The 25,665-nt window shown below is 68.2% G+C and carries 19 protein-coding genes; 11 read left to right on the top strand and 8 right to left on the bottom strand.

Going from position 1 to position 25,665, the window contains the following annotated elements; genetic code table 11:
- Positions 1-17 precede the first annotated feature (17 nt).
- On the top strand, positions 18-635 hold the full coding sequence (locus tag ACSQ2B_RS06685) for a TetR/AcrR family transcriptional regulator (RefSeq protein ID WP_436048421.1): 618 nt from the start codon (positions 18-20) through the stop codon (positions 633-635).
- Between the two features lie 15 nt (positions 636-650).
- Here ACSQ2B_RS06685 and ACSQ2B_RS06680 read toward each other — a convergent pair whose 3' ends face one another.
- The 4 genes from ACSQ2B_RS06680 to ACSQ2B_RS06665 form a co-directional block, all read right to left on the bottom strand.
- Positions 651-1,577 (bottom strand): SDR family oxidoreductase, encoded by a 927-nt coding sequence (locus ACSQ2B_RS06680; protein WP_436048420.1) that lies wholly within the window; start codon positions 1,575-1,577, stop codon positions 651-653.
- Positions 1,574-2,629: a hypothetical protein gene (locus ACSQ2B_RS06675; protein ID WP_436048418.1), complete on the bottom strand. Its 1,056-nt coding sequence runs from the start codon at positions 2,627-2,629 to the stop codon at positions 1,574-1,576. The genes ACSQ2B_RS06680 and ACSQ2B_RS06675 overlap by 4 nt, the downstream gene beginning before the upstream one ends.
- Before the next feature lie 79 nt (positions 2,630-2,708).
- Positions 2,709-5,036 carry a TonB-dependent receptor gene (locus tag ACSQ2B_RS06670; protein ID WP_436048416.1) on the bottom strand — a complete coding sequence of 776 codons (2,328 nt, stop codon included), beginning with the start codon at positions 5,034-5,036 and terminating at the stop codon, positions 2,709-2,711.
- A gap of 712 nt (positions 5,037-5,748) precedes the next feature.
- The gene (locus ACSQ2B_RS06665; RefSeq protein ID WP_436048414.1) at positions 5,749-6,411 is read right to left on the bottom strand and encodes a TetR/AcrR family transcriptional regulator; all 663 of its coding nucleotides are present in this window, start codon (positions 6,409-6,411) and stop codon (positions 5,749-5,751) included.
- A gap of 205 nt (positions 6,412-6,616) precedes the next feature.
- Between ACSQ2B_RS06665 and ACSQ2B_RS06660 the strand changes: the two genes are divergently transcribed.
- Together ACSQ2B_RS06660 and ACSQ2B_RS06655 are read left to right on the top strand one after the other, a co-directional pair.
- Complete coding sequence (locus ACSQ2B_RS06660) at positions 6,617-7,765, top strand: ThuA domain-containing protein (RefSeq protein ID WP_436048412.1); 1,149 nt, start codon at positions 6,617-6,619, stop codon at positions 7,763-7,765.
- A gap of 19 nt (positions 7,766-7,784) precedes the next feature.
- The gene (locus ACSQ2B_RS06655) at positions 7,785-9,260 is read left to right on the top strand and encodes a CoA transferase (protein WP_436048410.1); all 1,476 of its coding nucleotides are present in this window, start codon (positions 7,785-7,787) and stop codon (positions 9,258-9,260) included.
- Between the two features lie 14 nt (positions 9,261-9,274).
- Here the strand turns inward: ACSQ2B_RS06655 and ACSQ2B_RS06650 are convergent, their stop codons facing one another.
- The 3 genes from ACSQ2B_RS06650 to ACSQ2B_RS06640 form a co-directional block, all read right to left on the bottom strand.
- Positions 9,275-9,922 carry a TetR/AcrR family transcriptional regulator gene (locus ACSQ2B_RS06650; protein ID WP_436048408.1) on the bottom strand — a complete coding sequence of 216 codons (648 nt, stop codon included), beginning with the start codon at positions 9,920-9,922 and terminating at the stop codon, positions 9,275-9,277.
- Between the two features lie 115 nt (positions 9,923-10,037).
- Positions 10,038-11,330 carry an NAD(P)/FAD-dependent oxidoreductase gene (locus ACSQ2B_RS06645; RefSeq protein WP_436048406.1) on the bottom strand — a complete coding sequence of 431 codons (1,293 nt, stop codon included), beginning with the start codon at positions 11,328-11,330 and terminating at the stop codon, positions 10,038-10,040.
- 21 nt (positions 11,331-11,351) lie between these two features.
- Positions 11,352-12,101: an SDR family NAD(P)-dependent oxidoreductase gene (locus tag ACSQ2B_RS06640; RefSeq protein WP_436048404.1), complete on the bottom strand. Its 750-nt coding sequence runs from the start codon at positions 12,099-12,101 to the stop codon at positions 11,352-11,354.
- A 347-nt stretch (positions 12,102-12,448) separates the two neighbouring features.
- Here ACSQ2B_RS06640 and ACSQ2B_RS06635 point away from each other — a divergent pair, with 347 nt between their 5' ends.
- The 8 genes from ACSQ2B_RS06635 to ACSQ2B_RS06600 all read left to right on the top strand — a co-directional run bounded on the left by ACSQ2B_RS06635 (position 12,449) and on the right by ACSQ2B_RS06600 (position 22,851).
- Positions 12,449-13,687: a cytochrome P450 gene (locus ACSQ2B_RS06635; RefSeq protein ID WP_436048402.1), complete on the top strand. Its 1,239-nt coding sequence runs from the start codon at positions 12,449-12,451 to the stop codon at positions 13,685-13,687.
- A gap of 163 nt (positions 13,688-13,850) precedes the next feature.
- On the top strand, positions 13,851-14,618 hold the full coding sequence (locus tag ACSQ2B_RS06630) for a CoxG family protein (protein WP_436048400.1): 768 nt from the start codon (positions 13,851-13,853) through the stop codon (positions 14,616-14,618).
- Positions 14,615-15,484 carry an FAD binding domain-containing protein gene (locus ACSQ2B_RS06625; protein WP_436048398.1) on the top strand — a complete coding sequence of 290 codons (870 nt, stop codon included), beginning with the start codon at positions 14,615-14,617 and terminating at the stop codon, positions 15,482-15,484. Before ACSQ2B_RS06630 ends, ACSQ2B_RS06625 begins: the two co-directional genes overlap by 4 nt.
- A complete protein-coding gene (locus ACSQ2B_RS06620; protein ID WP_436048396.1) occupies positions 15,481-15,957 on the top strand; it encodes a (2Fe-2S)-binding protein in 477 nt (158 codons plus the stop codon). Before ACSQ2B_RS06625 ends, ACSQ2B_RS06620 begins: the two co-directional genes overlap by 4 nt.
- A complete protein-coding gene (locus tag ACSQ2B_RS06615; RefSeq protein WP_436048395.1) occupies positions 15,954-18,716 on the top strand; it encodes a xanthine dehydrogenase family protein molybdopterin-binding subunit in 2,763 nt (920 codons plus the stop codon). Before ACSQ2B_RS06620 ends, ACSQ2B_RS06615 begins: the two co-directional genes overlap by 4 nt.
- Before the next feature lie 38 nt (positions 18,717-18,754).
- The gene (locus ACSQ2B_RS06610; protein WP_436048393.1) at positions 18,755-20,836 is read left to right on the top strand and encodes a PQQ-dependent dehydrogenase, methanol/ethanol family; all 2,082 of its coding nucleotides are present in this window, start codon (positions 18,755-18,757) and stop codon (positions 20,834-20,836) included.
- Positions 20,837-20,888: 52 nt separating this feature from the next.
- Entirely contained in the window at positions 20,889-21,848 is a 960-nt protein-coding gene (locus ACSQ2B_RS06605; RefSeq protein ID WP_436048391.1) for an alpha/beta hydrolase, read from the top strand.
- A gap of 265 nt (positions 21,849-22,113) precedes the next feature.
- Positions 22,114-22,851 (top strand): Kelch repeat-containing protein, encoded by a 738-nt coding sequence (locus ACSQ2B_RS06600; protein WP_436048389.1) that lies wholly within the window; start codon positions 22,114-22,116, stop codon positions 22,849-22,851.
- Between the two features lie 217 nt (positions 22,852-23,068).
- Here the strand turns inward: ACSQ2B_RS06600 and ACSQ2B_RS06595 are convergent, their stop codons facing one another.
- On the bottom strand, positions 23,069-25,531 hold the full coding sequence (locus tag ACSQ2B_RS06595; RefSeq protein WP_436048387.1) for a TonB-dependent receptor: 2,463 nt from the start codon (positions 25,529-25,531) through the stop codon (positions 23,069-23,071).
- Positions 25,532-25,665 lie beyond the last annotated feature (134 nt).

Here is a 25,665-nt window from a genome sequence, read left to right as displayed (position 1 = left end):
TTGGAGACGGCTCAGCCATGGCGATGAAGCGACGGATGGGGCCGGAGAATTCCACCACCCGGTCCCTCCTGATGGATGCGGTCGAGGCGGTCATGCGGGAGCAGGGCTATGCGGCGCTCAGCGCCCGCAGCGTCGCCGCACGCGCTGGCCTGAAGTACCAGATCGTCTTCTATTATTTCGCGACGATGGACGACCTGCTGCTGGCGACCTACCGCCGTCGCACGGAGAGCGTGCTCGCCAGGACGGAGGAGGCGCTGGGTTCCGAGCGGCCGCTGCACACCCTCTGGAAGGCGTCTTCCGACCCCTTCGACGCGTCGCTCTCGCTCGAGTACATGGCGATGTCGAACCATAACGCCGTCGTCCGGGCCGAGACGATCGCCTTCGGCGAGAGGATTCGTCACGTGGTCGCCGAGCGGCTTCGGAGCAAGCTTCAGGACGCCAGCCTGCATCCGGAAATCTTCACGCCCATGGGGGTCGCAATGTCGGTGGTCCTGATGGGCGGCATATTGGGCTTCGAGTCGGCGCTCGGACTGTCGGGCGGACACGGGGAGGTCGAAGCCATCGTCGCCTGGGGTTTGCGGCAGCTCGAGCCGGAGGGCGCGCCCGCCGAAGGAGCCCCCGTCGCGGTCGGGTGACGCGCGCATCTCGACTTACCGAGGCTGGTCGCCGAAGGTCGCTGCTGCGAGGTCTTCGGACGTCCGCCACAGGCGCGCCGCCGCCTCTGCGTCCGTGGCCGTCGGCGCGAGCGTCCGCGGTCCCGGTTCGCCCTTCATCTCCATGAGCCCGGTCGGCCCGTAGAGGGCCCCGCCGACAGCATGCGGCGAGGCCGCCGCATAGACGAGGGACCGTGCGCCCGCGGCCGCAGAGTGACCCAGCAACGGGACGAGCACATTTCGGCTGAAGAACGTGGTCAGGCTCTTGATCCCGGGCCCGTTCGCGAAGAGGTCGGTCCCGGCGAACCCAGGGTGAGCCGCGAGGCTCGTCAGTCCCCAGCCGGCTGCGTCGCTGCGCCTTTGCAGCTCCACCGCGAACATCGCCTGGGCTAGCTTCGACTGGCAGTAGGCGAGCCCGGGGCGGTAGCGCCGCTCGCTCTGCAGATCATCGAAATCGATGGCGCCGAAGCGGTGGGCGATGCTGGTCACGCTTACGACGCGCGCCGCGACGTTTTTGCGCAGCAGCGGCAGCAGGCGTGCGGTCAGCGCGAAATGCCCCAGGTAATTGACGCCGAATTGCACCTCGAAGCCGTCCGCTGTCGTCTGTCGCGTCGGCGGGGACATGATCCCCGCATTGTTCACGAGCAGGTCGACGGCCGCGTCGCAAGACTGCAGGCGGTCGGCGAAGGCCGCGACGCTCGCCAGGCTGGCGAGATCCAACAGCTCGAAGGCGATGTTGGCGTCTGGCGCGGCGGCTTTGATCTGCGCGACTGCGGCTGCGCCCTTCTGCGGATTGCGGCCCGCCAGGACGACCGCAGCGCCCGCGCGGCCCAGCGCCAGCGCCACCTCATACCCGAGGCCGCCGGCGCCCGTGACCACCGCCGTCCGGCCGACCTGCGAATTCGCGTCGGTATTCGTCGTCATTCGCCGACCTTCATCCGATAGAGGCCATAGCCTTCGCCGATTTCGCCCGAGGCGCTGTCGGACTTTTGGAAGGCGATCCACTTGCCGTCGGGGCTGACGACGGGATTGCTCACGTCGCCCGTCGTGCCGGGCGCGGTCCCGACGATCAGGCGGCTCACCGCGCCGTTCGGCTTAAGTTCAAGTCGGCAGATGTCCAGCGGCGGCAGGCCCGGGCCGGTCTGTTTTCCGCATTCGACCGTGGCCCATTTCCCATCCGGGGAGACGCCTTCGACTTCGTTGTATTCGCCGGGTTTGCGGAGATAGGTGATGAATTCGCCCGTATCGATCCGATGTCCCATGACGGAGATCAGCAAGCCGCCGTTCGCCGCGCTCATGCACGAATAGACGAGCTCCTTGTCCCGATCGCGAAAATCCTGCGGCTCGATGAAGCTGCATTCCTTCGGCAGGACCGGCATCAGCTCCCGCTTGTTGGCGATTTTCGGCGCGCCATTCTCGTACGATATCTCGGCGATGTAGCGTTTGGTCGGCCGGACGAACGCCAGCTGCCAGTTCTCTTGCGGCTTCAATTCGGGCTCGATCACCGTCCAGGCGATCAGGTTCTTGTCGCGCGAAACGGCGACGCCCTCGAAAACCTGCTCGCCGAGCGGCTGCAGTCCCCGCTGGAGGTCTTTGTCGAGAACCCACATTTCCAGATGGGCGCGCGTGTTCGCTCCCGCGTATCGCCGTGGCGCGGTCACCAGATAGTCGCCGTTGGGAAGGTACTGAATCCGCATGACGCCCTGATGCGGCAGGTTCCGGGTCAGATTGCGGACCTTCCCCGTGGCGATCTCGACCTCGTAGGCGTCGCCATAGCTCTTCCCGCCGAAGGCGATGCGGGCGCCGTCAGGCGAATAGGCCGCGCGGCCGCCGAAGGAGGACAGGCGAACCGCCTGGTCGGCCTGCATCTCTCGGGGGCGTGTCTGCGCCGACGCGGCGGCCGGCAGGGCCGTTGCGAGAGCGCCCGATGCGAAGGCGAGCGCAAGTATTTTCCGCAATGTAGCCTGCTGAAGCATAGTCAATTTCCAGGTTTCAGATGACGAAACAGCGTCGGGCGGACATGAGTCCGCCCGACGCCGTTGGCCGATTGATCCGTCAGCGCGACCCGAAGGCGTAGCGGACGCTGACGCCGATCTCGCGCTCGGCGGTGGCGCGGCTGGTGGTGTAGCCGGAGGCGCCGGTCTGCGGGCCGAAGAAGGCTCCCACGGCCCCGGTCCGCAGCGGGTCGACGCCTTGGTCGAGGACCTCGTCCGTGTTGAAGGCGTTCTTCGCGTACAGCGACAGCTCCCAGGCGCCGTCCTGGCTGCGCAGCCCGGCGTAGAGGTTCAGGAAGCTGTAAGGATCGATGGCGAAGGCCGGGGTCTGACGGTTGTTCTTGGGGTAGTAGCTGAACAACCCCCGGACGAAGCCGTCGACGCCGTCGCGTACCGGATGGACGTATTCCGTCTGGACGGACGCGTTCCACAGCGGGTTCTGCGACACCGATCCGCTGGACTTGCAGAAGGCCAGGGCCGCGCCGGCGGCGCGGAAGTCGGCCACTGACGGCGCGCCGGCGTCCGGCGTGCCGTCGAAGTTGGCGTCACGGCAGGGGATGGTGTCGTTGTCGACCCGGCCGTCGGCGTAGCTGAGGGCCGCCGAGATGCTCCAGTTGCGCGTGACCTGGAAGGCGGTGTCGATGTCGATGCCCTCCACTACCGCGTCCGCGTTGGCGGTGATGTTGGTGGTCGCGACGCTGACCGAGCTGCCATTGGTGCTCAGATAGGGCACGGGCTGCGTGCGGAAGATCAGGTTTTTGAAGGTTTGCCGGAACAGCGCCACATTCAGCCGCGCGCGCCCGTCGAGCAGGGTCGACTTGAAGCCCACCTCATAGGCGCGCGACGTTTCGGGAGCGAGGAAGATCACCGAGCCAAGCGCCGGATCGTTCTCGGCGTTGAAGATGCCGATCTGGGTCGGGCCCCTGCGCCAGGACGTGCCGTGGTTGGCATAGACCAGGAAGTCGTCGTTGAAGCGGTGCGACAGCGACACGTTGTAGATCGTCGGCCGCTTCGTCTCGCGCCGCCGCAGGTTCTGGATCACGCCGCCGGGAATGGGCGCGTCGCAGAAGCCCGGGTAGGGGCTGCTCGCCAGACGCGCGAAGGCGCAAGGGACCGGCACCGCGACCGCGATCGTGCCATCTGCGGTCGAGAGCGCGCTGCTGTTGCTGTTGATCGAGATGATGTGGCGCAGGCCCCCGCTCAGCTCGGTGTTCTCGCCGAGATGCGCGGTGAGGGTCCCGAAGAAGGACGTCTCCTGGATCGTGCCCGGGATGTCGATGACGGCGGGCACCCCATAGCGCGGGTTGAACTGCGCGGGGTCGAAGGTCCCGGGACGGCCGAAGGCGCCCGGCAGGAAGGTCCCCGGCGTGGTGACATGCCCGTTGGTGTCGATCCACAAATAGAAGGCGCCGACGGTGTAATCGAGGAAGCGGCCGGGCGCCGGGTCAGAGGCGAGCCGGATCTCGTGCGAGGTGCGTTCGCTGTCGGTGTTGTTGCGCTGGAAGAACTCCACGCCGCGGACGACGTCGCCCAGGTCCTGGGCCGCGCGCGTGCTCAGCTTGAACTTGGTGTAGGAGCCGACGTAGCTGAGGTGCTGGCCGAAGATGCGGGAGTCCAACTGAGCGGTCACAATGTCGAGGTGCTGGCGCAGGTTGTTCGGCTGGTCCTGCACCCCGACGCGGTCGCCGGGGGAGATCGCGGGATTGCGCGCGCTGCCGGACCCGGTGACCTGGTTGTAGCTGTCAAGCTTCTTGTCCAGGTGCTGCCACGCGACATTGGCGTTGATCGCGTCGTTCGGCTCGAAGCTCACGCTCGTCCGGAACGCGTTGGTCACCTGGCGCGGACCGAGGCCGTTATGAATGCTGCCGACGCCGTCGAAGTCGTCCTGGTCTAGAAGGCCGGCGACCCGCGCCGCCAGTACGTCGCGAATGATCGGCACGTTGACGGCGCCCTGCACGTTGCGTCCATGCTGATCCGTCACTGTCACGCTGCCATAGCCGCCGAACTCGGAGAGATCGGGCTTGCGGGTGGTGAGGGTGATGGCGCCGGAGGGGGCCGCCACGCCCCGCGTGGTGCCCTGCGGGCCGCGCAGCACCTCGATCTGGCCCACGTCGAACATCGACTGGAACAGGAAATTGCTCTCGACCGGCGCGTCGTTCATGTACATCGCGACCGTCGGATCAGCGGCGGAAACGACATCGAAGGTCACGCCGCGCAGCGAGGCGCCGGACTGATAGCCGGTGGCGTTGCTGGAAAGCGTCAGACCCGGAACCACCGCCTGCACGTCGTCGAACCGGCGGATGTTCAGCTTGTCCAGGGTGTCGGAAGTGACGGCGTCCACCACCTGCGGCACCTCCTGCAGGCTTTCAGACCGCCGGCGCGCAGTCACGACGATTTCGCCGAGCGTGTTGTCTGTCGGCGCTGCCGCGACCTCCGCCGATGCGGGCCGAACCGCCGCGGCCGAAGCCATGGCGACAACGCTCGCCCCCGCGAGAATGGCACAAGTATTTGATTTCACTCGATCCTCCCAATTTTTTATCTGATTTTGTATGAGGATTACAGGCTTCGGTTTGGGCGCCAAGAACAATGCGACGAAACGTAGCGTTTAAGTTTTGAGGCTTTCCCGCAACAGCTCGGTCCGAGCGGCAGCCCGACGTCGCGGAACTCGCCGTGAGCCTCCGACGCCGGACCGGCGAGGGCTAAACACAACGGTGCGTATTTTATGGATGACAGGCGTGGCATGGCCTGCAACTCTCTGCGCCGAACGCCGTCGCAAGTTCTACGTCCAGGCGCAGCGGTGCGCGGACACGGGCGCGCCTGACGGCTGGAGGGCCGCGCGGCTCACGTTCTCCCCCTCGCGTCGGGCGGGCCCTGCGTCCGCCCGGCGCTTCTTTTTCAGCCGTATCCGCAGTGACGCGAAAATAGGTCGACGTCCTCGCGGGCGCCCGACCGCAGCCGGAAGTCGCCGATCATCGATTCAGGAACGCGGCAAGCTCTGGGTCGCGGTGGATCCAGACGGCAACCCGCGTCTGCTCCGGAGCGCAAGCGCCGGACAGGCTTAGGTTGGCCGGACAACACCCGACGCGCTCGCGGCGGCGGGCTCACCACGCTGCGCTTCCGTTCAGGAGCAGGTCGACCGCCGTGTGGGCGAACGTCATCGCCTCCGCATCCGACAACTCAGGGCCGGCTCCGCTCATCCCCGCCCAGCCTGCGAGCATCGCCATCAGCGCTAAGGCCACTCGCTCGGGGTCCTTGGCGTGGATCCCCCGCTTCGGACCGAAAGCGCGGATCTCCTCCGCGAGACGGTTGGCCATATCGGTATAGCCGATCACGTCCCGTCGGCTGGGAGCCTCCGCAGGATCCTTCCAGGCGCTGGCGACCAGGCCGAGAAAGGCGCGGACTTCGCTCGAAGTCGCCTGGGTCAGCATCCAGACGGCGTGCTGTTTCAGCCGCTGTTCGATGTCGTCGCTGAGATGGGCGTCCCGCTCAGGAGGGGCCCAGGTCGCAACGCGCTCCTTCAGCACGGCCCGCAGCAGCGTCCGCTTGTCCGGAAAGCGCTTGTAGAGCGTGCTCTTGGGCACGCCGGCGCGCGCCGCAATCGCCTCCATCGAGGCACCTTCGTAGTCCGCCGACAGGAAGATCTCGGTCGCGGCGGCCAGGATGGCGTTGGCGATCGCCGCCGCCTGGTCGGCGGTGGGGCGCCCGCGCCGGGGCGTGAACGCAGCGCCGGCAGAAGCGGGGCGCGCCTTGCGGGTGGCCGGCAAGTTCTCAGCCTTTCGTCCAGCAGGCGAGGCCTGGACCGGCCTCGCGACCGTCCAGGCATAGTCGGCGAAGGCCAGGCCGACAACGATCCCAGCGCGAGACCGGCCTCATGGCTTGACATCAGAAGCGATCCCGCCGAGCAAAGCGACGGATAGTAGTTTTTCGACCCGGGGCCGCCGCGTAGCCCTGCAAACAGGGGGATGCCGGATGTCGCTGACAGCAAAGGGGCTCAAGGCCGCCGCAGCCGCTGGCCTCCTCGCGCTGACGTGCTTGGCCGCGAGTCCGGCCGCGGCGCGACCCGACTGCCCGGCCGCCTTTGCGCCCTACTCAAGCGACACCATTCTTCTCGACCTGCTGCTCGATCCTCGCACGACGGCTGTCCTCGAGCAGCAGGGCGTGCTGCGAGGGCTGCCGCCGATGCTACGCGCCGCTCAGCCTCCGACCCTGGCCGCCGTGATGAGTCCGCGATGGATGATGACGTCGGCGTTCGCCGGCGGCAGCGCGGCGGCCGCCGCGGACAAGCTGCAGACGCTGGATCGCGCGCTAGGCCAGATCCCCGTCACGGCGGACGCCGCCGAGCGCCGGTGCGCGCGCTACGATCAGGTTCCGCCCAAGCTGCCGAAGCCGGAGCAGCGCCCGGCCATCCTCGTGTTCGACAAGATCAACGGGTACAGGGACGAGCCCTCGGTCAACGCCGCGCGCAAGGCGCTGACCGACATGGCGGCCCGGCGTGGATGGTCGATCACCTTCACGAATAACGGCGCCGTCTTCAATCCGGCGCAACTGCGCGCCTACGACGCCGTCGTGTGGAACAACGTCAGCGGCGACGCCCTGACGGTCCCGCAGGAGAAAGCCTTTCAGGCCTATCTTGCGGGCGGCGGCGGATTCGCTGGAATCCACGGTTCGGCGGGCGACTTCAGCTACGTCTGGCCCTGGTACCGCGACGTGCTGATCGGCGCGACCTTCATCGGCCACACCCTCAATCCGCAGTTTCGCGCCGCCAAGGTGATGGTCGCTGGCCCGAAGGCCGGCATCACCGCCAAGCTTCCGGACAGCTGGACGATGACCGAGGAGTGGTACTCCTTCGCGGGTCCGCCGGCGCCGGGGGCCCGGATCCTCGTGCGTCTCGACGAGTCCACCTACGCACCGGGGCCGCGCCTGGCGATGGGGGACCATCCGCTCGCCTGGACCCGCTGCCTTGGCCAGGGCCGATCCTTCTACACCGCGATCGGCCACCGTCCTGAGTCCTACGTCGAACCGAACAGCGTCGAGCTCCTGGAGCAGGGGATTGCCTGGGCCGCTGGCCAGGGCGACACGCGCTGCGTGAAGGGGCGCGAGGTCCACGCCGGGACGTAGCGCGACCTCGGAGCCTGGCATGTCCGACCTGACCGAGCGCCTGATCAAGGCCTACGACAGTCCCGCGATCTCAGCTGAATTCGACCTGCCCGCGGCGCTGGAGGAGGTGCTGGCCGGGGTCGGCCTCTCCACGACGGACGCCGGCGGCATGGTCTCTCACATCGGCGCCGACCCGGTCCTCAAGAGCCCGCTGCGGATCGGGGCGGCGGCGACCATCGGCCTTCTCGCCAAATCCGTCGCCGCCGCCGCCATGCATCGCTGGCGCGGCGGCCTGGGGCAGGACATCAGCATCGATCTGCGGCGTGCGCCGCACCGTTTGAGCCCGTTCTACGACGGCAGGTGGGAGCGCCTCGGTCGCTATCCGGTCAGGTTCTCGCTCGAGGTCGGCAACGCCATGAGCGCGTTCTTCTATGAGACCGCGGACGGACGGTGGGTGCTGCCCCAGGCGATGTATCCGAACCTGCGGCTTCGTGCGCAGGAACTGCTCGGCGCACCGCTGACCTGGCGAGCGGTGACGGAGGCGATCGGAAAATGGAACGGGCCGGAGCTCGAGCTGGCGGCCGAGAACGCCGGCATCGTCATGCCCATGGTGCGCACCCTGCCGGAGTTTCTGGCGGAACGGCAGTATAAGGAGGTGCTCGCCGAGGCGCCGCTGATCGAGGTGACGAAGATCGGCGACTCCGACCCTGAGCCGCTTCCCGCCATGGGCGCTCTGCCGTTTTCGGGATTTCGCGCTCTCGGCATGGGCCACGTAATCGCCGGGGCGGGGCTCGGGCGGTCGCTCGCGCTGCACGGGGCCGACGTGCTCAACCTGTGGCGGCCGGGGGAGGGGGAGCAGGAGACCATCTACGCGACCGCCAACGTCGGGCTGCGCTCCGCCTGGCTCGACCCGCGTAGCGACCGACCGCTGCTGAGCGGCCTGCTGCGCGGCAGCGACATCTTCTTTCACAATCGACGGCCCGCGTTCCTGCGCGAGATCGCATTGACGCCGGAAGAGGCCGCGCACGAGCGGCCGGGGATCATCTATGTCTCCATCTCGCTGCACGGGACGCGCGGTCCCTGGGCCGAGCGCCCCGGGTTCGATCAGTCGGCCGGCGCCGTGACCGGGGTCATGGCCTTGGAGGGCTCGGCGCGGCAGCCGCAACTGCCGCCGATCGTCGTCGTGAACGACTATCTAACGTCCTGGCTGGCCCAGGCGGGGGTGGTCTCGGCCTTGCGCCGCCGCGCGCAGGAGGGCGGCTCCTACCATGTCCACGTCTCGCTGACGCGCGTAGCGCTGTGGATCCTCTCGCTCGGGATCTTCGACAAGGACTGGGCGCATCGCACCGCGAACGCGTCCGAAGCGCATCGATATCTCGATCCGGAGGTCTTCACGGCCGTGACGCCCCTGGGCGATTATCAGGGGGTCACCGATCAAGTCGTGATGTCGCGTACGCCCGGCGTCTACGATCCGGTTCTCGCGCCTCGCGGCGCTTCGCGCCTCGAGTGGCGCTGAGGCGGTCGCCGCGCTTATGAGTGTGGCGCCGGGGTCCTGACCGTCGCTTTTCGGCGCTTCGGCGGGGGTTCGTTCGTGAGAGCTTGCGTCGGCCCCGTCTGCGTCGCTTGGAGCGGGGTCGGCTGTCCCTGGGCGAAAGCGCGGAGACACTCGTCCACGAACTCGAGAGTCTCGGCATGACCGCGGCTTATGTCGATCGCGGATTCCAATGCGAGCACTTGCGCCAAGCTTGACAGGAGCACGATGGCGACGACCGGGCGCATGGCCGGGTCGACGCCCTGACGCTCTAGAATCTTGTTCAGGATCTCCGTCTGGAGGTCGCGGAATTCCTCGGCGGCGCGGGCCACCTCCGCCCTTACGGCGGGGCGCCGGTTCGCCAGCGCATGCAACTCCATGGACAGGATCGCCCCGTGGGGATCGCGATTGAGCCGTTGGAGTTCCCGCAGAGGCTCGTCGGAGGCGGCCGCCTCCGCGACACTCTCCCGCATTCGGTCAGCCGCGCGGCGGACGACGGCGATGAAGACGTCGTCCATCGACTTGAAGTAGTAGTGGACGATCTGGCGCTTCAGGCCGACCTTGTCGGCGAGGGTGCGCGAGGTGACGGCCGGATATCCTTCCTCGCGTATGAGCTCCTCCGCCGCATCGATGAGCTCGGCCCGCATCGCCGAACTCTCCCCGCCTCTGCGACGACTCGAAACCATTTCAGCTCCCAAGTTGCGCCCGACCTTGGTCAGGCGCGCACAGCGCATACGGCGCCCCTGCCGCGGTACAACGCGCTTACCTCCGGATCAAGGGCGGGACCGAGGCGCGCCTTCCTGTGCGGACTAAGCCGTCCGCAGGGCTGGCGGCTTCAGCCGCGAGCTCCTTCAGCGGTCGGTTTACATCCGCAAGCTGGTCGGTGGAGATCCGCATTCCTGCGAGCACCAGCGCCTTTCCTTGCACGTAGTCCTTCGTGTTGTTGACGCAGTCGAATGCGATCACCCGGCCTTGCCGCAGGTAGGCCACAGTGAAAGACCGGGTCTGCGGCGCGCCTCGCACCACGACCTCGTCGTAGCCGAGCGAGAAGCCGACGGTCTGAAGCTTGAGGTCGTACTGGTTCGACCAGAACCAGGGGACGGCCTTATAGGTCTCCGCCCCGCCGAGTATCGCCTGCACGGCGACGGCGGCCTGGTCCGCTGCGTTCTGCACCGACTCCAGGCGAACCTCGGCGTCGCCCGCGAAGGCGTTGCGATGCAGTGCGCAGTCGCCGATCGCGTAGACGTCCGTGAGGCTTGTCCGGCATTGTCCATCGACGGCCACGCCGTTGCCGCCGGCGGCGCCTGCTTCGAGCAGCGGCGCCACGGACGGGCTGATGCCGATCCCGACGACGACCATCTGCGCGGGGAGGTCTTGGCCGTCGGCGAGCCGCACGCCCGATGCGCGACCATCTTTCTCGAGGATGCAATCCACCGTGGTTCCGAGCCTCACGTCCACGCCATGGGCGCGATGCTCGGCCTCGTAGAAGCGTGAAAGCGGTTCGCCGGCGACGCGGGCGAGAACGCGGTCGAGCGCTTCGAGCAGGGTGACCTGCTTGCCGAACTTGCGAAGCACGGCGGCCGCTTCCAGGCCGATGTAGCCGCCGCCGATCACCACGACCGACTCGACGTCTGGCAGCTCGGCCATCATGCAATCGACGTCTTCGCGGGTCCGAACGCTGTGCACCCCGGGCAGGTCATGCCCCGAACAGGTGAGGCGCCGGGGCGCTCCGCCAGCGGCCCAGATCAATGAGCCGTAGCCGAGCTTCTTTTTCGACCGCAGTTGAACCTGACGATGCGCGGGATCCACCGCAATCACACGCTCGCCGAGGAGGAGCTCCACCTTGCGATCGTCCCAATAGGTCTCGGCGCGTATGAGGATCCTGTCGAAGGTCTTCTCCTGAGCCAGATACTCCTTCGAAAGCGGCGGTCGCTCGTAGGGGGCGCTCGGCTCGTCTGTGACGATCGCGACTGAGCCCTCGAACCCCTTCTGGCGCAGGGCCAGGGCGGCGGCCGCGCCGCCGTGGCCGCCGCCGATGATCAGAACATCGAACATCCGCATCCCAGCGTACCCAGCCTACATCCACATGCCGCCGTTGACGTTGATTTCCTGCCCCGTGATGTAGCTGGCCTTGTCGGAGCACAGGAACTCGCACGCGTAGGCGATGTCTTCCGGCGTGCCCGGCCGGGGGATCGGAATCATCTGCGAAATCTGCTCGAGCGGCGGGAACTGCCCGGTGCGCTCGCTTTCGCGCGCGAGCGGCGTGTCGACGACGGATGGCGGGACGGTGTTCACAGTGATCCCGTCCCTTGCGAACTCTCGCGCCAGCGAGCGGGTGAGGGCGATCACCCCGCCTTTCGAGGCGGCGTAGTGCGCCCGATCCTGCGCGCCGGACTGCGCCGCTTGCGACGAGATCGTGACGATGCGCCCCCACTTCGCAGCGAGCATGTCCGGAAGCGCGGCCTGCACGGTGTGGAACACGCCCGTGAGATTGACGTCGATCATCCGCTGCCAGGTTTCCACCGGCAGCGTCTTGAAGTCGGCGGCGTGGGAAATGCCGGCGTTCGCGATGACGATTGCAATCGGGCCGAGGGTCTCGCGCACGGCGGCGTAAGCGGCCTCCACCTGCTCGCGGTTGGCGACATCGACCTTGAGGGCGAGCATCTTGGCGCCGGCCTGTTGCAACGCCGCGCTTTCCCGCGCCAACGCGTCTTCCTGCATGTCGAGCATCGCGACGGGATGACCGTTGCGGGCGAAGACCTGGCTGACGCCCAGCCCGATGCCCGAGGCGCCGCCGGTCACCACCACAACACGCTCATTGCTCATTGAAGTCTCCAAACTCATGGGCGGGCCACACCCGCGTCGCATCGATTAGGCGCAATGCGCGCCGTCCTTAGTTGGCCGGGAGCTGCGAGAGCTCTGCGTCTGCAGCGACGAGAGCTCGTGGGTGAATAGCTCCGGCGCGAAGATCCTCAGCGTCCGCTGGGTCTTCGCGCTAGACACTTGCATAGCGTCGACGTCGCGAGGGTTCAAGCCGCAAAAGGCGGACCTGTTCCGACGCTTGGTCGAACCGTTTGACTCCGCTCTGCGCGATGCTAACCATGTGGTTAGCTATGGCCGCCAAGGGTCGCGAGCAAAGCTCGCGGCGGGCGAGCCGCGAAGAGAGGAAGACCATGCAGACCGTGGCCGAGCTAGACCTTCCGCACTTGCCGGTGGAAGACCCGGCGTTCGCTGCGGATCCGGTGCGCTACTTCCGGGAGGCGCGGGCCCAGCACCCGTGGCTGGCCAAGTCCAACATCGGCCTGCTGATCCACGAGTTCACCGCCATCCGCGAGCTGCTGGGCCAGGACGAGAAGTTCCGCCCGGCCTATGACGGCATCGTCGACCAGCTTGGCGCGCACGGAACGCCTTGGGGTCGCTTTACGGAGCAGCAGTTGATTTCGCTGCCCGTGGACCAGCACCGACTCCTGCGCGACGCCTTCGCCGCCAAGTTCACCCCTCGCTTCGCCAACCAGCTGCGGCCGATGATGCAGGCGACGATCACCCGCCTGCTTGACGAATGGGCGCCCAAGGGCCGCTTCGACTTCGAGGAGTTCGCCTCGTATTTCCCGATCTCGAACATGTTCACCCTGGTCGGGGCGCCGGTCGAGGAGATCCCGGGAATCCGCTCCAGCCTTGAGACGCTGGGCCTGGCGTTCAGCATGGACAAGAGCCGGCTGCCGGCGATCCACGAGGCGTACGATAGGCTCGAGAGCCTGGTGCAGCGGCTGATCGCCGAACGGCGCGCCGACCCGGAAGGCGGCGCCCGGGACGACCTCCTGCACCTGCTGATCAAGACGGCCGATGAGGGCGGCGTCGATCAGCGGCGGCTCGCCGACCTGATCATCTTCTTCTTCATCGCCGGCTACGACACGTCGAAGAACGTGCTCACGCACACGATGTACCTGCTGCTGCAGCACCCTGACATGTACGAGCGTTGCGCAGTCGACTTCGACTACTGCCGAAAGGTGCTGGACGAGGGGCTGCGCTATTTCAACCCCGGCTCGGTGCCGCGCTTCACCAACCAGGACATCGTGTTTCGCGACGTGCTGCTGCCGAAGGACACGATGGTCTGGTTCAACCTGAACATCTCGGGCCGCGACGCCGGCGTGTTCGAAAGGCCCGACGACTTCGATCCCGACCGGCCGTTGCAACCCAATCAGCGGCACGTCGCCTTCAGCCTCGGCAAGCACATGTGCCTCGGTCAGTTCATCGCCCGGGCGCAGTTGCAGGAAGCGCTGCACCAGATCGCCCAAAGGCTCCGCAATCCCCGGCTCGCCGGTGACTTCGGTTGGCGCCCCTACCCGGGCGCCTGGGGGATGCACGGTCTGCCGATCGCGTTCACGCCGGCGGACAAACGGGTCGAGGCCTGAGAGGATCACCTACGTCGCAGCCGGCGGCGCGCGCCGCCGGCCGGGCCGTAGGAGTGTAAAGCAATGAGCTAGACAGGCGACTAGCGTTAATTCAGCTTCCGAAACGAGCACGTGGCGGATGTCTCCGCCAAGTCATCGAAGAAACCAGAGAGGCTTTCGCCCCATGCAGATGAGCGGAGAGCAGCAGATCGCGGCGACGCGCCAGCGGGTCTGGGAGGCGCTCAACGATCCCGAGATCCTCAAGCGGTGCATTCCGGGCTGCCAGTCGCTCGAGAAGGAGGCGGACGACCGGCTCCGCGCGACCGTCGCGGTCAAGATCGGCCCGATCGGCGCCCGCTTCAACGGCGCGGTGACGCTCGCCGATCTCGATCCGCCGAACGGCTACACAATCACCGGCGAAGGCCAGGGCGGCACGGTCGGCTTCGCCAAGGGCGGCGCCAAGGTGCGCCTCGCCGACGACGGCGCCGGCGGCACGCTATTGACCTATGACGTCGACGCCCAGGTCGGCGGACGGCTGGCCCAGCTCGGAGGGCCGATCATCGACGCCACCGCCAAGCAGCTGGCCGGCAAGTTCTTCGACCAGCTCGGCCAGGTCGTCGGCGCGCCGGCGGCAACCGCCGAGCCTGTCGCCACGAGCGCAAGCGTGGAAGCCTCACGCCCTATGGCCAAGTCTTCGCCGGCGCCGGCCGCGCGGCCGGCCGGCGGGTTTCCGATGGCCTGGGTGCTGGCGATCGTGGTCGCGAGTCTTGTCGGCTACCTGATCGGCCATGGCGAGGGCGGCGAGGGCTCCGACTGGATGGGCCTGGCGATCGGCCTTTTGGTGGTGGTGGTCGCTGCGGCCGGCTTCGAGTTTGGTCGGCGCTCCGCTGCGCCCGTGGTGATGCTGGACCCGGGGCTGCTGAAGCGTCTCGTAGAGGAGGCGCAGCGATGAAGGCGGCCCCGTTCGACTACGTGGCCCCGGAGACGATCGAGGAGGCTTGCGCGCATCTGGCTGAGGCGGGCGGCGGGGCGACCGTCCTGGCCGGCGGCCAGACGCTGATGCCGCTGCTGGCGCTGCGCATGAGTCAGCCCTTCATTCTGGTCGATATCAACCGAATTGCGGCGTTGCAGGGCGTAACCCGCGCCGACGGCGGCGTCCGGGTCGGGCCGGTCACCCGCCAGAACGCGGTGCTCGCCGACCCGACGCTGGCCATGACGCTGCCGTTGCTGGTCACCGCCATGCGCCACGTCGGCCATCACCAGACCCGCAACCGCGGCACCATCGGCGGCTCGATCGCCCTGGGCGAACCTGCCGCGGAGATGCCGGCGACGGCGGCGGCGCTGGGCGCCGAAGTCGAGGTGCGCTCGACCCGCGGCGTGCGGCGCATCGCGGCCGACCAGCTCTATCTCGGCCCCTACATGACGACGCTGGAGCCCGACGAGCTGGTCACCGCCATCCACTATCCCGAGTGGCCGGCGAACACCGTCACCATCTTCCGCGAGGTGGCCCGGCGGCCCGGCGACTTCGCCCTGGTCGGCCTGACCGGCGCGGTCGTCGTCGAGGGCGGGCGCATCGCCCGGGCCGGCCTCGCCTGGTTCGGCATGGGGCCCACGCCGATCAAGGCGCGCCAGGCGGAGCAGGCGCTCATCGGCCAGCCGCTGGACGCGATCGACGCGCGCGGGATCGCTGAGCTGGCGGTCGCCGACACCGCGCCGTTCGACGACCACCACGCCACCGCCGACTACCGCCGCACCGTCGGGCGGCGGATCTTCGCGCGGACCGTAAGCGAGGCGCTCAACCTGAGGCAGGCGGCATGAGCGAGCATCGGATCGAGGTCGTCGTGAACGGCCACAGGCGCCAGGCGACGGTCGAGGGCCGCCGCACACTGGCCGACTTCCTGCGCATCGACCTGGGCTGCACCGGCGTCCACATCGGCTGCGAGCATGGCGTCTGCGGCGCCTGCACCGTCATCGTCGACGGATTGGCGGTGCGCGCCTGCCTGATGCTGGCCGTGCAGGCGGACGGCGGCGAGATCAAGACGGTCGAAGGCGTGGCCGCCGCCGACGGGACGCTGCACCCGGTGCAGCAGGCGCTGCGCGACGAGCACGGCCTGCAGTGCGGCTTCTGCACCCCCGGGGTGGTGATGACCCTGGTCGCCCTGACCAAGGGTCCCGAGACGCCGAGCGGCGAGGTGCTGGAGGCGGCTATGTCGGGGCATATCTGCCGCTGCACCGGCTACCAGGGCATTCGCCGCGCGATCCGCCGGCTGGCGGCCGGAGAACAGGCGTGAGCACGATCACCGCCCAGCGCTTCATCGGCCAGCGCCTGCCGCGAAAGGAAGACCCGCGCCTGCTGACCGGCAAGGGCACCTTCGTCGACGACGTCGTGATGCCCGGCATGCTGCACGTCGCCTTCGTGCGCAGCCCGATCGCCCGCGGCCGCATCCGCGCGATCGACGCCTCGGCCGCGCGCGACCTGCCCGGCGTGCACGCGATCCTCACCGCCGAGGACCTCGCGCGGTTTCCGGTCACCATGCACAGCTTCTTCATGGTCCCGACCGAGGTGGCGGTCACGCCGCTGGCCAGGGACCGCGTCGCCTATGTCGGCAATCCCGTCGCCATGGTCGTCGCCGACGATCGTTACATCGCCGAGGACGCGGCCGGCCTGATCGTGGTCGACTACGAGGAGGAGGACCCGGTCGTCACCCTGGACGACGCCCGGCATGGCCCGCCGGTGCACCCGGACACCGGATCCAACATCGCCGCGCAGATGGGCGACGAGGACGGCGACGAAGACCTAGAGGCGTTGCTGGCCGGCGCTCCGCACCTCGTCACAACCCAGGTGACCCACCAGCGGATCTCCCAGTCGCCGATGGAGACGCGGGGCGTCCTGGCGGTGCTGCAGGGCCCGGAGGAGCTGCTCGTCCACATCACCTGCGCCGGTCCGCAGCTGGTCGCGCGCTACATCACCATGGCGCTTGGTCTGCCGAACATGAGCGTCCGCGTCGTCGCCAAGGACGTCGGCGGCTCGTTCGGCTTCAAGAACCACCCGTGGCTGGAAGAGATGGCGGTCATCCAAGCCACCATGCTGCTCGGCCGGCCGCTGAAGTGGATCGAGGACCGGCTGGAGAACCTGACCGCCTCCAACCAGGCGCGTGAGCAGGAGATGACCCTGCGCGCCGCCTTCGACGCCGACGGCCGGCTGGTCGGGTCGCACGCCGACTACAGCTCCAACAACGGCGCCTATCCGATGGGGGCCGACGCCAACATCGCCGTGCACATGTTCCTGTGGTCGGCCTACAAGACGCCGGCCTACGGCTTCCTGACCCGCGGCTGGTACACCAACACCCAGGGCCTCGCCGCCTATCGCGGCCCCTGGGCGATCGAAAGCCTGGCGCGCGAGACCCTGCTGGACGCGGCGGCGCGGAAGATCGGCCTCGATCCGATCGAGATCCGCCGGCGCAACCTCATCACCAAGGCCGATCAGCCGACCGTCACTTCGATGGGCATCCCGCTCGAGGACATCACGCCGGCCGAGTGCCTCGACCGGCTGCTGGAGGTGGTCGACGTGCCGGCGTTCCGCGCCGAGCAGGCGGCCGCGCGGAAGGCGGGGCGCTACCTCGGCCTCGGGATCGCCACCTACATCGAGCCGACCGGCTCGGCCGGCAGCATCCCGGTGATGACCGGCGAGCTGGCGCAGGTCCGCGTCGAGCCGACCGGCAAGGTGACCGTTGTGATGAGCACCCACAGCCAAGGCCACGGCACCCAGACCACCATGGCGCAGTGCGTCGCCGAGCAGCTCGGCGTTCCCTACGAGGACGTCACGGTGTTCGAAGGCGACAGCTCGCGCGGCGGCTTCAGCCCCGGCGCCGGCGGCAGCCGCCAGGGCGTGATCGGCGGCGGCGCGGCGATAAAGGCCGGCAAGCTGCTCGCCGAGAAGGTGAAGCGGGTCGCCGCGCACCTGCTGAACGCCAATCCGGATGACGTGCGGATCGAGGACGGGATGATCCGCGTGGCGGGCGCCCCGGAGATGACCCGCAGCCTGCGCGAGATCGCCGAAATCGCCTATGGCGAGCCGGCGCGCCTGCCGCCCGGCCTGGAGACCGGGCTCGAGGTGCAGCACCGCTACGACCCGCCGCCGATGACCTTCACCAGCGCAGCGCACGCCTGCATCGTCGAGGTCGACGCTGATACCGGCTTGGTGACCATCAGGCGCTGGGTCGCCAGCGAAGACTGCGGGGTGATGATCAATCCCGCGGTTGTCGAGGGGCAGGTCTCCGGCGGCCTCGCCCAGGCGATCGGAACGGTGTTGCTGGAAGAGGCCGGCTACGATGCGCGCGGCAACCCGATCGCGGCGACCTTCAAGGACTATCTGCTGCCGACCTTCTTCGACGTGCCGGATTTCGAGCACGTCCACGCCGCCGCCACGCCAGCGAAGGGCGAAGGCGGGTTCCGCGGCGTCGGCGAGGGCGGCTGCATCATCGGCCCGCCGACCCTGGTCAACGCGATCGCCGATGCGCTCAGCCCGTTCGGCGAGGTGCCGGTCGACCTGCCGCTAACGCCGGCCAAGCTGCTCGACGTCATCGATGGCAAGCCGCCGGCGCCGAAGCCAGTCAGCCGATTTGCGCAAGCTGGCGTCGAGCATCCGGGACCGGCCACGGTCCAGGGCGACATCGCCGACGTCCCGCCGGGCGCGGCGATCCTGCCGGGCGGGGCCGCGGCGGCGATCAAAGAGGCCGAAGCCGCCGCATCGGCCGCCGCCGTCGACGGCGCCTGGAAGATGGTGCTCGCCACGCCGATGGGGCCGCAGGAGATGACCGGCCACTTCGCCACGGAGGGCAGGCTGCTCAAGGGCCGGCTCGACAGCGACCAGGGCTCGCAGGCGTTCGAAGGCGTCGTCGAGGGCGATCGGCTGAAGTGGGAGATGAAAGTCGCCAAGCCGATGGCGCTGACCCTGAAGTACGACCTGGAGGTCGCCGGCGACAAGCTCGCCGGCAAGGTCAAGATGGGCGTCTTCGGCAGCGCCAAACTCACCGGCGAGCGCCTGTGACGCGCCTCGAACAAGATCAAAAGAAGAGGGGAGGGAGAATGACCAAGCGTGTCTTGCTGACGGTGGCGTCCTGTATCGTATTCGCCGGAGCGGCGGCGGTGTCGAGCGCGGTCGGCCGCGACAATGCCGTCGCCACGGCGAACTGGACCAATCCTGGCGGCCTGGTCGACGAAAGCGGTTTCAGCCGGCTCGAGCAGATCAATTCCGGCAACGCCGCCAAGCTCGGCCTGGCCTGGGCGCTCGATCTGGACGGCGAGGTGTCGCTGGAGGCGACGCCGCTGGCCGTCGACGGGGTGCTCTACTTCACCGGCAGCCAGTCCAAGGTCTATGCGGTCGACGCGGTGAGCGGGAAGGTGCTCTGGACCTACGATCCGCAGATCTGGAAGCGCAGCCGCTTCAAGTTTCGGCTGAACTTCGGCGTGAACCGCGGCCTCGCCTACGCCGACGGCCGCATCTTCCTGGGCGCCCTGGACGGCTATCTCACCGCGCTGGACGCCAAGACCGGTCAGGAGGTCTGGAAAACCCTGAGCGTGCCGGCCGAGTCGCTGCACACCGTCACCGGCGCGCCGCGCGTGTTCAACGGCAAGGTGATCATCGGCAACGCCGGCGGCGACTCGGCGCAGCGCGGCTTCGTCACCGCCTACGACCAGAAGACCGGCCAGCAGGTCTGGCGCTTCTACACCACGCCCGCCAAGCCCGGGGAGAACGGCGGCGACCCGGTCATGGAGATGGCCGCCAAGACCTGGACCGGCGAGTACTGGAAGGTGGGCGGCGGCGGCGGCGCGGTGTGGAACGGGATCACCTTCGACCCCGAGCTGAACCGCATCTACATCGGCGTCGGCAACGCCGGCCCGTACAACCCCAAGGTCCGCAACCCGGGCGGCGGCGACAATCTGTTCATCACCTCGATCGTCGCGCTCGACGCCGAAACCGGCAAGTACGTCTGGCACTACCAGCAGAACCCGAACGAGTCGTGGGACTACAAGGCCACGGCGAACATGATCACCGCGACGCTGACGATCGACGGCAAGCCTCGCAAAGTGCTGATGCAGTCGCCGACCAACGGCTTCTTCTATGTGCTCGACCGCCAGACGGGGAAGCTGATCTCGGCCGAGAAGACCGGCAAGGTCACCTGGGCCGAGCGCATCGACCTTGAGACCGGCCGTCCGGTCGAGGCGCCGAACATCCGCTACGAGACGGGCGAGTCGATCATCTGGCCGGGCCCCGCGGGCACGCACAACTGGCAGGCGATGGCGTTCAACCCGCAGACCGGGCTCGTCTACATCCCCTATATGCAGCTCGGCGCGCGCTACACGACGAACCTCACGCCGGGCGACTTCGCCTTCGGCGGCATGACGCTTCACAGCCACAAGGATCCGAACGATCCGGCCGACGGCAAGGGCGCGTTGCTGGCCTGGGACCCGGTGCGCCAGCAGGCGCGCTGGCGCGTGCAGCATGACCACCTGTGGAATGGCGGCGTCCTGACGACCGCCGGCAACCTGGTGTTCCAGGGGACGGCGGACGGCTGGTTTTCTACCTATGACGCGACGAGCGGCAAGCGGCTGTGGCGGTTCAACGCCGGGCTCGGGATCATCGCCGCGCCGATGAGCTATGCGGTCGGCGGCAAGCAGTACGTGTCAGTGCTGGTCGGCTACGGCGGCACGACCGCGGCGATGAGCGATGTGATGAACGTCGGCTGGAAGTACGGCGCCCAACCGCGCCGGCTCCTCACCTTCACGCTGGATGGCAAGGCCGTGCTTCCGCCGTCGCCCGGCCCGGATATGGCCGTGCACGCAGTCGATGACCCCTCGATCCAGATCGACGAGGCCGATGTGACGGCCGGGCGCGCCCTGTCGGTCGCCTGCATCGCCTGCCATGGCATCGGCCTGAAGGCGGCGGGCTCGCCAGCCCCGGACCTGCGGGAATCGCAGATTGCGCTGACCCAGGACGGCCTTGCGACGGTGCTCAAGGAGGGAGCCTTGGCCGAGCGCGGCATGCCGCAGTTCGACTTTACCGACGCTCAGGTGCGGCAGCTCCACGCCTACATTCGCGCGACGGCGCGCGAGGCGCTGGGAACCCGCAAGCCCGACACCGCCCCGCCGCTTCCGTCCCGGCTTTGATCAATCCGCCTCCGGCCGGGCCGGCCGGAGGTCTCGTCGAGGGTGAGTGTCTATGCCCGTACTTTCCGCGCTGAAGCCGTTGTTCGACGCCATCGCCGCGGCGCCGAGGGCAGAGTTCGGGTCTTTGGCCGAAGCGCGCGCGGCGACTCATGCCGCGATGGAACACAGCATCGTCGGCTTCTATGCCCGACACGAGCCGCTGCTGATCGAACGCGACCACAGAGTTGAGGTCGAGGGCGGCGCGATCACCGTTCGCCTCTATGCGCCAGCGGCCCCGGCGCGGCCGCTTCCCTGCCATGTCTACTACCATGGCGGCTCCTTCTGGCTTGGAACGCTCGACCACTTCGACTCCCTGTGTCGCGGCCTCGCGAAGGACGCCGGATGCATCGTCGCTGCGGTCGACTACCGCCTTGCGCCGGAGCACAGGTTCCCGACCGCGCCGGAGGATTGCTACGCCGCTCTCTCGTGGGTCGTGGAGCAGGCCGCCGAGCTTGGCGTCGACGCCTCGCGCGTTTCGGTCGGCGGCGTGAGCGCCGGCGGCAATCTCGCGGCGGTCGTGGCGCTGATGGCGCGGGATCGCGGCGGGCCGGCCTTGAGGCTGCAGGTGCTGGAGATCCCGATCACCGATCTCACCTGCGACGCGCCGCTGCGAGCCGAGGATGAGGGCGTGGTCCTGCCCAGCGACAAGCCGCAGGTGCGAAGCCATTACCTGTCAGATGCGGCCGAGGCCCGCGATCCCTACGCTTCGCCGCTGTTGGCGGCGGACCTCCGCAACCTGCCGCCGGCGCTGATCATGACCGCGGAGTATGATCCGTTGCGGGCGGAGGGCGCAGCCTACGCGCGCAGGCTTGCCGAGGCGGGCGTCGCCGTCGAGCACCATTGCTGGGAGGGTCAGTTCCACGGCGCCCAGCCGTTGGCCGCCCTGATCCCGGCGGAGGCCGCAGCCTACCAGGATGAGGTCGCGCGCGCCCTGCGCCGGGCGTACGGCTTCAAAGCAAATCGAACGGCGTGAGATGATCGATCGTAGAACCCTCCTCCTCGCCGGCCTGGTCGGCGGCACGCTCCCCGCTCAAGCCCGGAGCGCCGAAGATCCACGATGGGTCCTGGCGGCTGACCTGCCTTGGCCGGTGCAGGAAGTCTACGGAGCCGCCTTCAAGGGCAAGGTCGTCATCGCCGGCGGAATGGCTCCTAGAGACGCCTCGCTCAGAGAGATCAATCCGCAGGATCGGACCGGCGTCTACGATCCGGCTACGGATCGGTGGCGCGAAGGACCGCGTTTGCCGTTTCCGCGGCATCATCCAGCGCTCGCGGCCGTGCGGGACCGGCTGTATGCGTTCGGCGGCTTTCGCGTCACCGAGGAGGGCGGCTGGGTGGCGATCCGCGACGCGCTCGCCTTCGACGGAAAGGTCTGGGCGCCGGCCCCCGAGATGCCCCAGATCCAGTGCGAAACCGTTGCGGTCACGCTTGGCGACCGGATTCACCTCGCCAGCGGTCGGGCGCCGTCGGGCGCGTCGAACCGGAAATGGACCGACCACGGCGACGTCGCGACGCACCAGATGTTTGACGCGCACGCCCGGCGCTGGAGCGCGGCCGCGCCCTGTCCGCTGGCCCGCAACAGCGCCACGGGCGCCGCCATCGGCGGTATGTTCTACCTGGCCGGCGGCCGCACGGTTCGGGGCGGTAATTCGGCTCAGCTCGATCGCTACGATCCGAAGGCCGACCGCTGGGAGACGCTGCGGCCCATGCCGCGAGCGGCGGGCGGGCTGGCGGGCGCGGCCGCCGGGGGGAAGCTATACGTCTTCGGCGGCGAAGGCGTACGGGACGTGATCCCGGACTGCTGGTGCTATGATCCAGGGACAGACCAGTGGACGGCAGGTCCGCCAATGCGCACGCCGCGCCACGGCCTGGCCGCCGCTTCGGTGAATGGCCGCATCTACGCGGTCGGCGGCGGCTTGAAGGTTTCAGGCGGACAGGTCTGTCCGATCAACGAGATCCTGCTTCCGGCAGCTGGCTAACGTCTCCTGCCCGGCGCCTGCCGGGGAATCCGAGTTGTTTGGAAGAGGTGCGCCGGGCGGCGCTCCCAACGTCGCCCGGCGCGTTCGTCAGCTCGGGGAAGGAAATCGAGCCGGCGAATGCTCTGCCTTTTCTGCGTTCGAGCGTCGGCGAAGCGCCAGTCAGAAAAAGGCGCGTCGGGCGGAGCGCCGCCCGACGCGAGGGGAGGGACTTGTCGATCTAGCGCGAGCCGAACGCGTAGCGGACGCTCACGCCGATCTCGCGATCTGCGGTGAAGGCGCTCCGGGTGTATCCGGAGGCGCCCGTCTGGGCGCCGAAGAAGGCTTGAACCGGCCCGGTCCGCAGCGGGTCGACGCCCTGGTCGGTGATCTCGTCCGTGTCGAACGCGTTCCGGGCGAACACCGAGAGTTCCCACGCGCCGTCCTGACTGCGCACGCCGGCGTAGAGGTTCAGGGTGCTGTAGGGATTGATCGCCAGCGCAGGAGTCTGACGGTTGTTCTTCGGGTAGTAGCTGAACAGGCCGCGGACGAAACCGTCGACCTGGTCGGCCACGGGGCGAACGTACTCGGCCTGGACCGTCGCGTTCCAGAGCGGGTTTTGCGACACCGATCCGGTCGAGCGGCAGAAGGCGAGCGCCGTGCCCGCGGCGCGGAAGTCCGCCACGGTCGGGACGCCGGCGTCGGCCACGCCGTCGAAATTGGCGTCGCGGCAGGGGACCTGGGCGTTGTCGACCCGGCCGTCCGAATAGCTGAGGGCGGCCGAGACATTCAGGTTCCGCGTCACCTGGAAGGCCGCGTCGACGTCGATCCCTTCGATCACGGCGTCGGCGTTGGTCGTGATGTTGGTCGTGGCGACGCTGGCCGAACTGCCGTTGGTGCTCAGGTAAGGCACAGGGGCGGTGCGGAAGATCAGGTCGTCGAAGGTCTGCCGGAACAGCGCCACGTTCAGCCGCGCGCGCCCGTCGAGCAGCGTGGACTTGAAGCCAACTTCGTACGACCGCGACGTTTCAGGCTGCAGGAAGATCACCGAGCTCAGCGCCGGATCGTTCTCGGCGTTGAAGATGCCGACCTGGTTCACGCCGCGGCGGAACGAGGTGCCGTGGTTGGCGTAGACCAGGAAGTCGCGGCTGAAGCGGTGCGACAGCGAGATGTTGTAGATCGTCGGACGCTTGGTCGTCCGCCGCGCGAGGTTCTGGATCACCCCGCCCGGCACGGGCGCATCGCAGAAGCCGGCGTAGCTGCTGGGCGAAAGCCCCGCCAAGGTGCAGGGGATCGGGGCGGGGAGCCGGACCGCGATCGCCCCAGGGGCGCTCGCGAGGAGGGTGTGATCGTTGGTGATCGAGATGATGTGCCGCACGCCGGCGCTCAGCTCGGTGTTCTCGCCGAAATGCGCCGTCAGGTTCCCGAAGACGGAGGTCTCCTGATAGCTGTTCGGCACCTCGATCGTCGTCGGCACCTGATAGCGGGCGTTGAACTGCGTCGGATCGAAGGTCCCGGGCGGGCCGAACGCACCCGGCAGGAAGGTGCCGGGTTGGCCGACGTGAGACTCAGTGATGTACCACTGGTAGAAGCCGCCGACGGTGTAGTCGAGGAAGCGGCCGGGCGCAGGATCCGACGCGAGCCTGATCTCGTGTGTCGTCTGCTCACGCAGGATGTTGTTTGTCTGAAAGATCTCGACGCCAGGGATCACGTCGCCCAAATCCTGCGGCGCACGGCTGCTGAGCTTCATATGCGAGTATGAGCCAACATAGCTGAGGTGCTGACCGAAGATGCGGGAATCGAGCTGAGCGGTCACCACGTCCATGTGCTGGCGAAAGTTGCTCGGCGCGTCCTGGACGCCTACGCGATCGCTGGGCGCGATCGCCGGATTGCGCGCGCTGCCCGGGCCCGTGACCTGGGTGAAGCTGTCGAGCTTCTTGTCGAGGTGCTGCCAGACGATGTTGGCGTTGATGGCGTCGTTCGGCTCGAAGCTGACGCTCGTCCGCACGGCGCTGGTCACCTGGCGCGGCGCGATGCTGCTGTGGATACTGTTCACGCCGTCGAAGTCGTCCTGGTCCAGCAGGCCCGCGACCCGCACTCCCAGGATGTCGCGGATGACCGGCACACTGATCGCGCCTTGGACGTTGCGGCCATGCTGGTCCGTGACGGTCACGCTGCCGTAGCCGCCGATCTCCGACAGGTTCGGCTTGCGAGTGGTGAGGGTGATCGCGCCCGACGGGGCCGCCACGCCGCGAGTGGTCCCTTGCGGGCCGCGCAGGACCTCGATCTGGCCGATATCGAACATCGACTGGAACAGGAAGTTCGTCTCGACCGGCGCGTCGTTCATGTACATCGCGACCGTCGGATCGGCGCCCGAGACGACGTCGAAGGTCACGCCGCGCAGCGAGGCGCCGGATTGGAAGCCGGTGTTGCTGCTGGCGAGCGTCAGGCCCGGGACGACCGCCTGAACGTCGTCGAAGCGTTTGATGTTGAGCTTGTCCAGCGTGTCCGAGGTGACTGCGTTCACGACCTGCGGGACCTGCTGCAGGCTCTCGGAACGCCGGCGCGCCGTGACGACGATCTCGCCCAGCGAGGTCTCGCTTGCGGCTTCAGCCGCAGGCGCCGGCGCGGGTTGCGCCTGAGCGGCGGCGGCCGTAGCCATCGCCAGGACGCTCGCCCCAGCGAAGGCGGCATAAGCAGTCATTTTCAATCTTCCCTCCCGATCAAATATAATCACGCGGACTCACGCCAAGACGGCGGCTGCTGCTTGGGCAGCCTTGCGACTTGGCGACTTGGAGACGTTCGCCGCATGGGCCGCACACGCCCTGTGCAGCTGAC

Source organism: Phenylobacterium sp. LjRoot225, assembly GCF_964252855.1.
Classification (GTDB): Bacteria; Pseudomonadota; Alphaproteobacteria; order Caulobacterales; family Caulobacteraceae; genus Phenylobacterium.
Note: the sequence above shows the minus strand (reverse complement) of the source record. Positions and strands in the feature narration are given on the sequence as shown.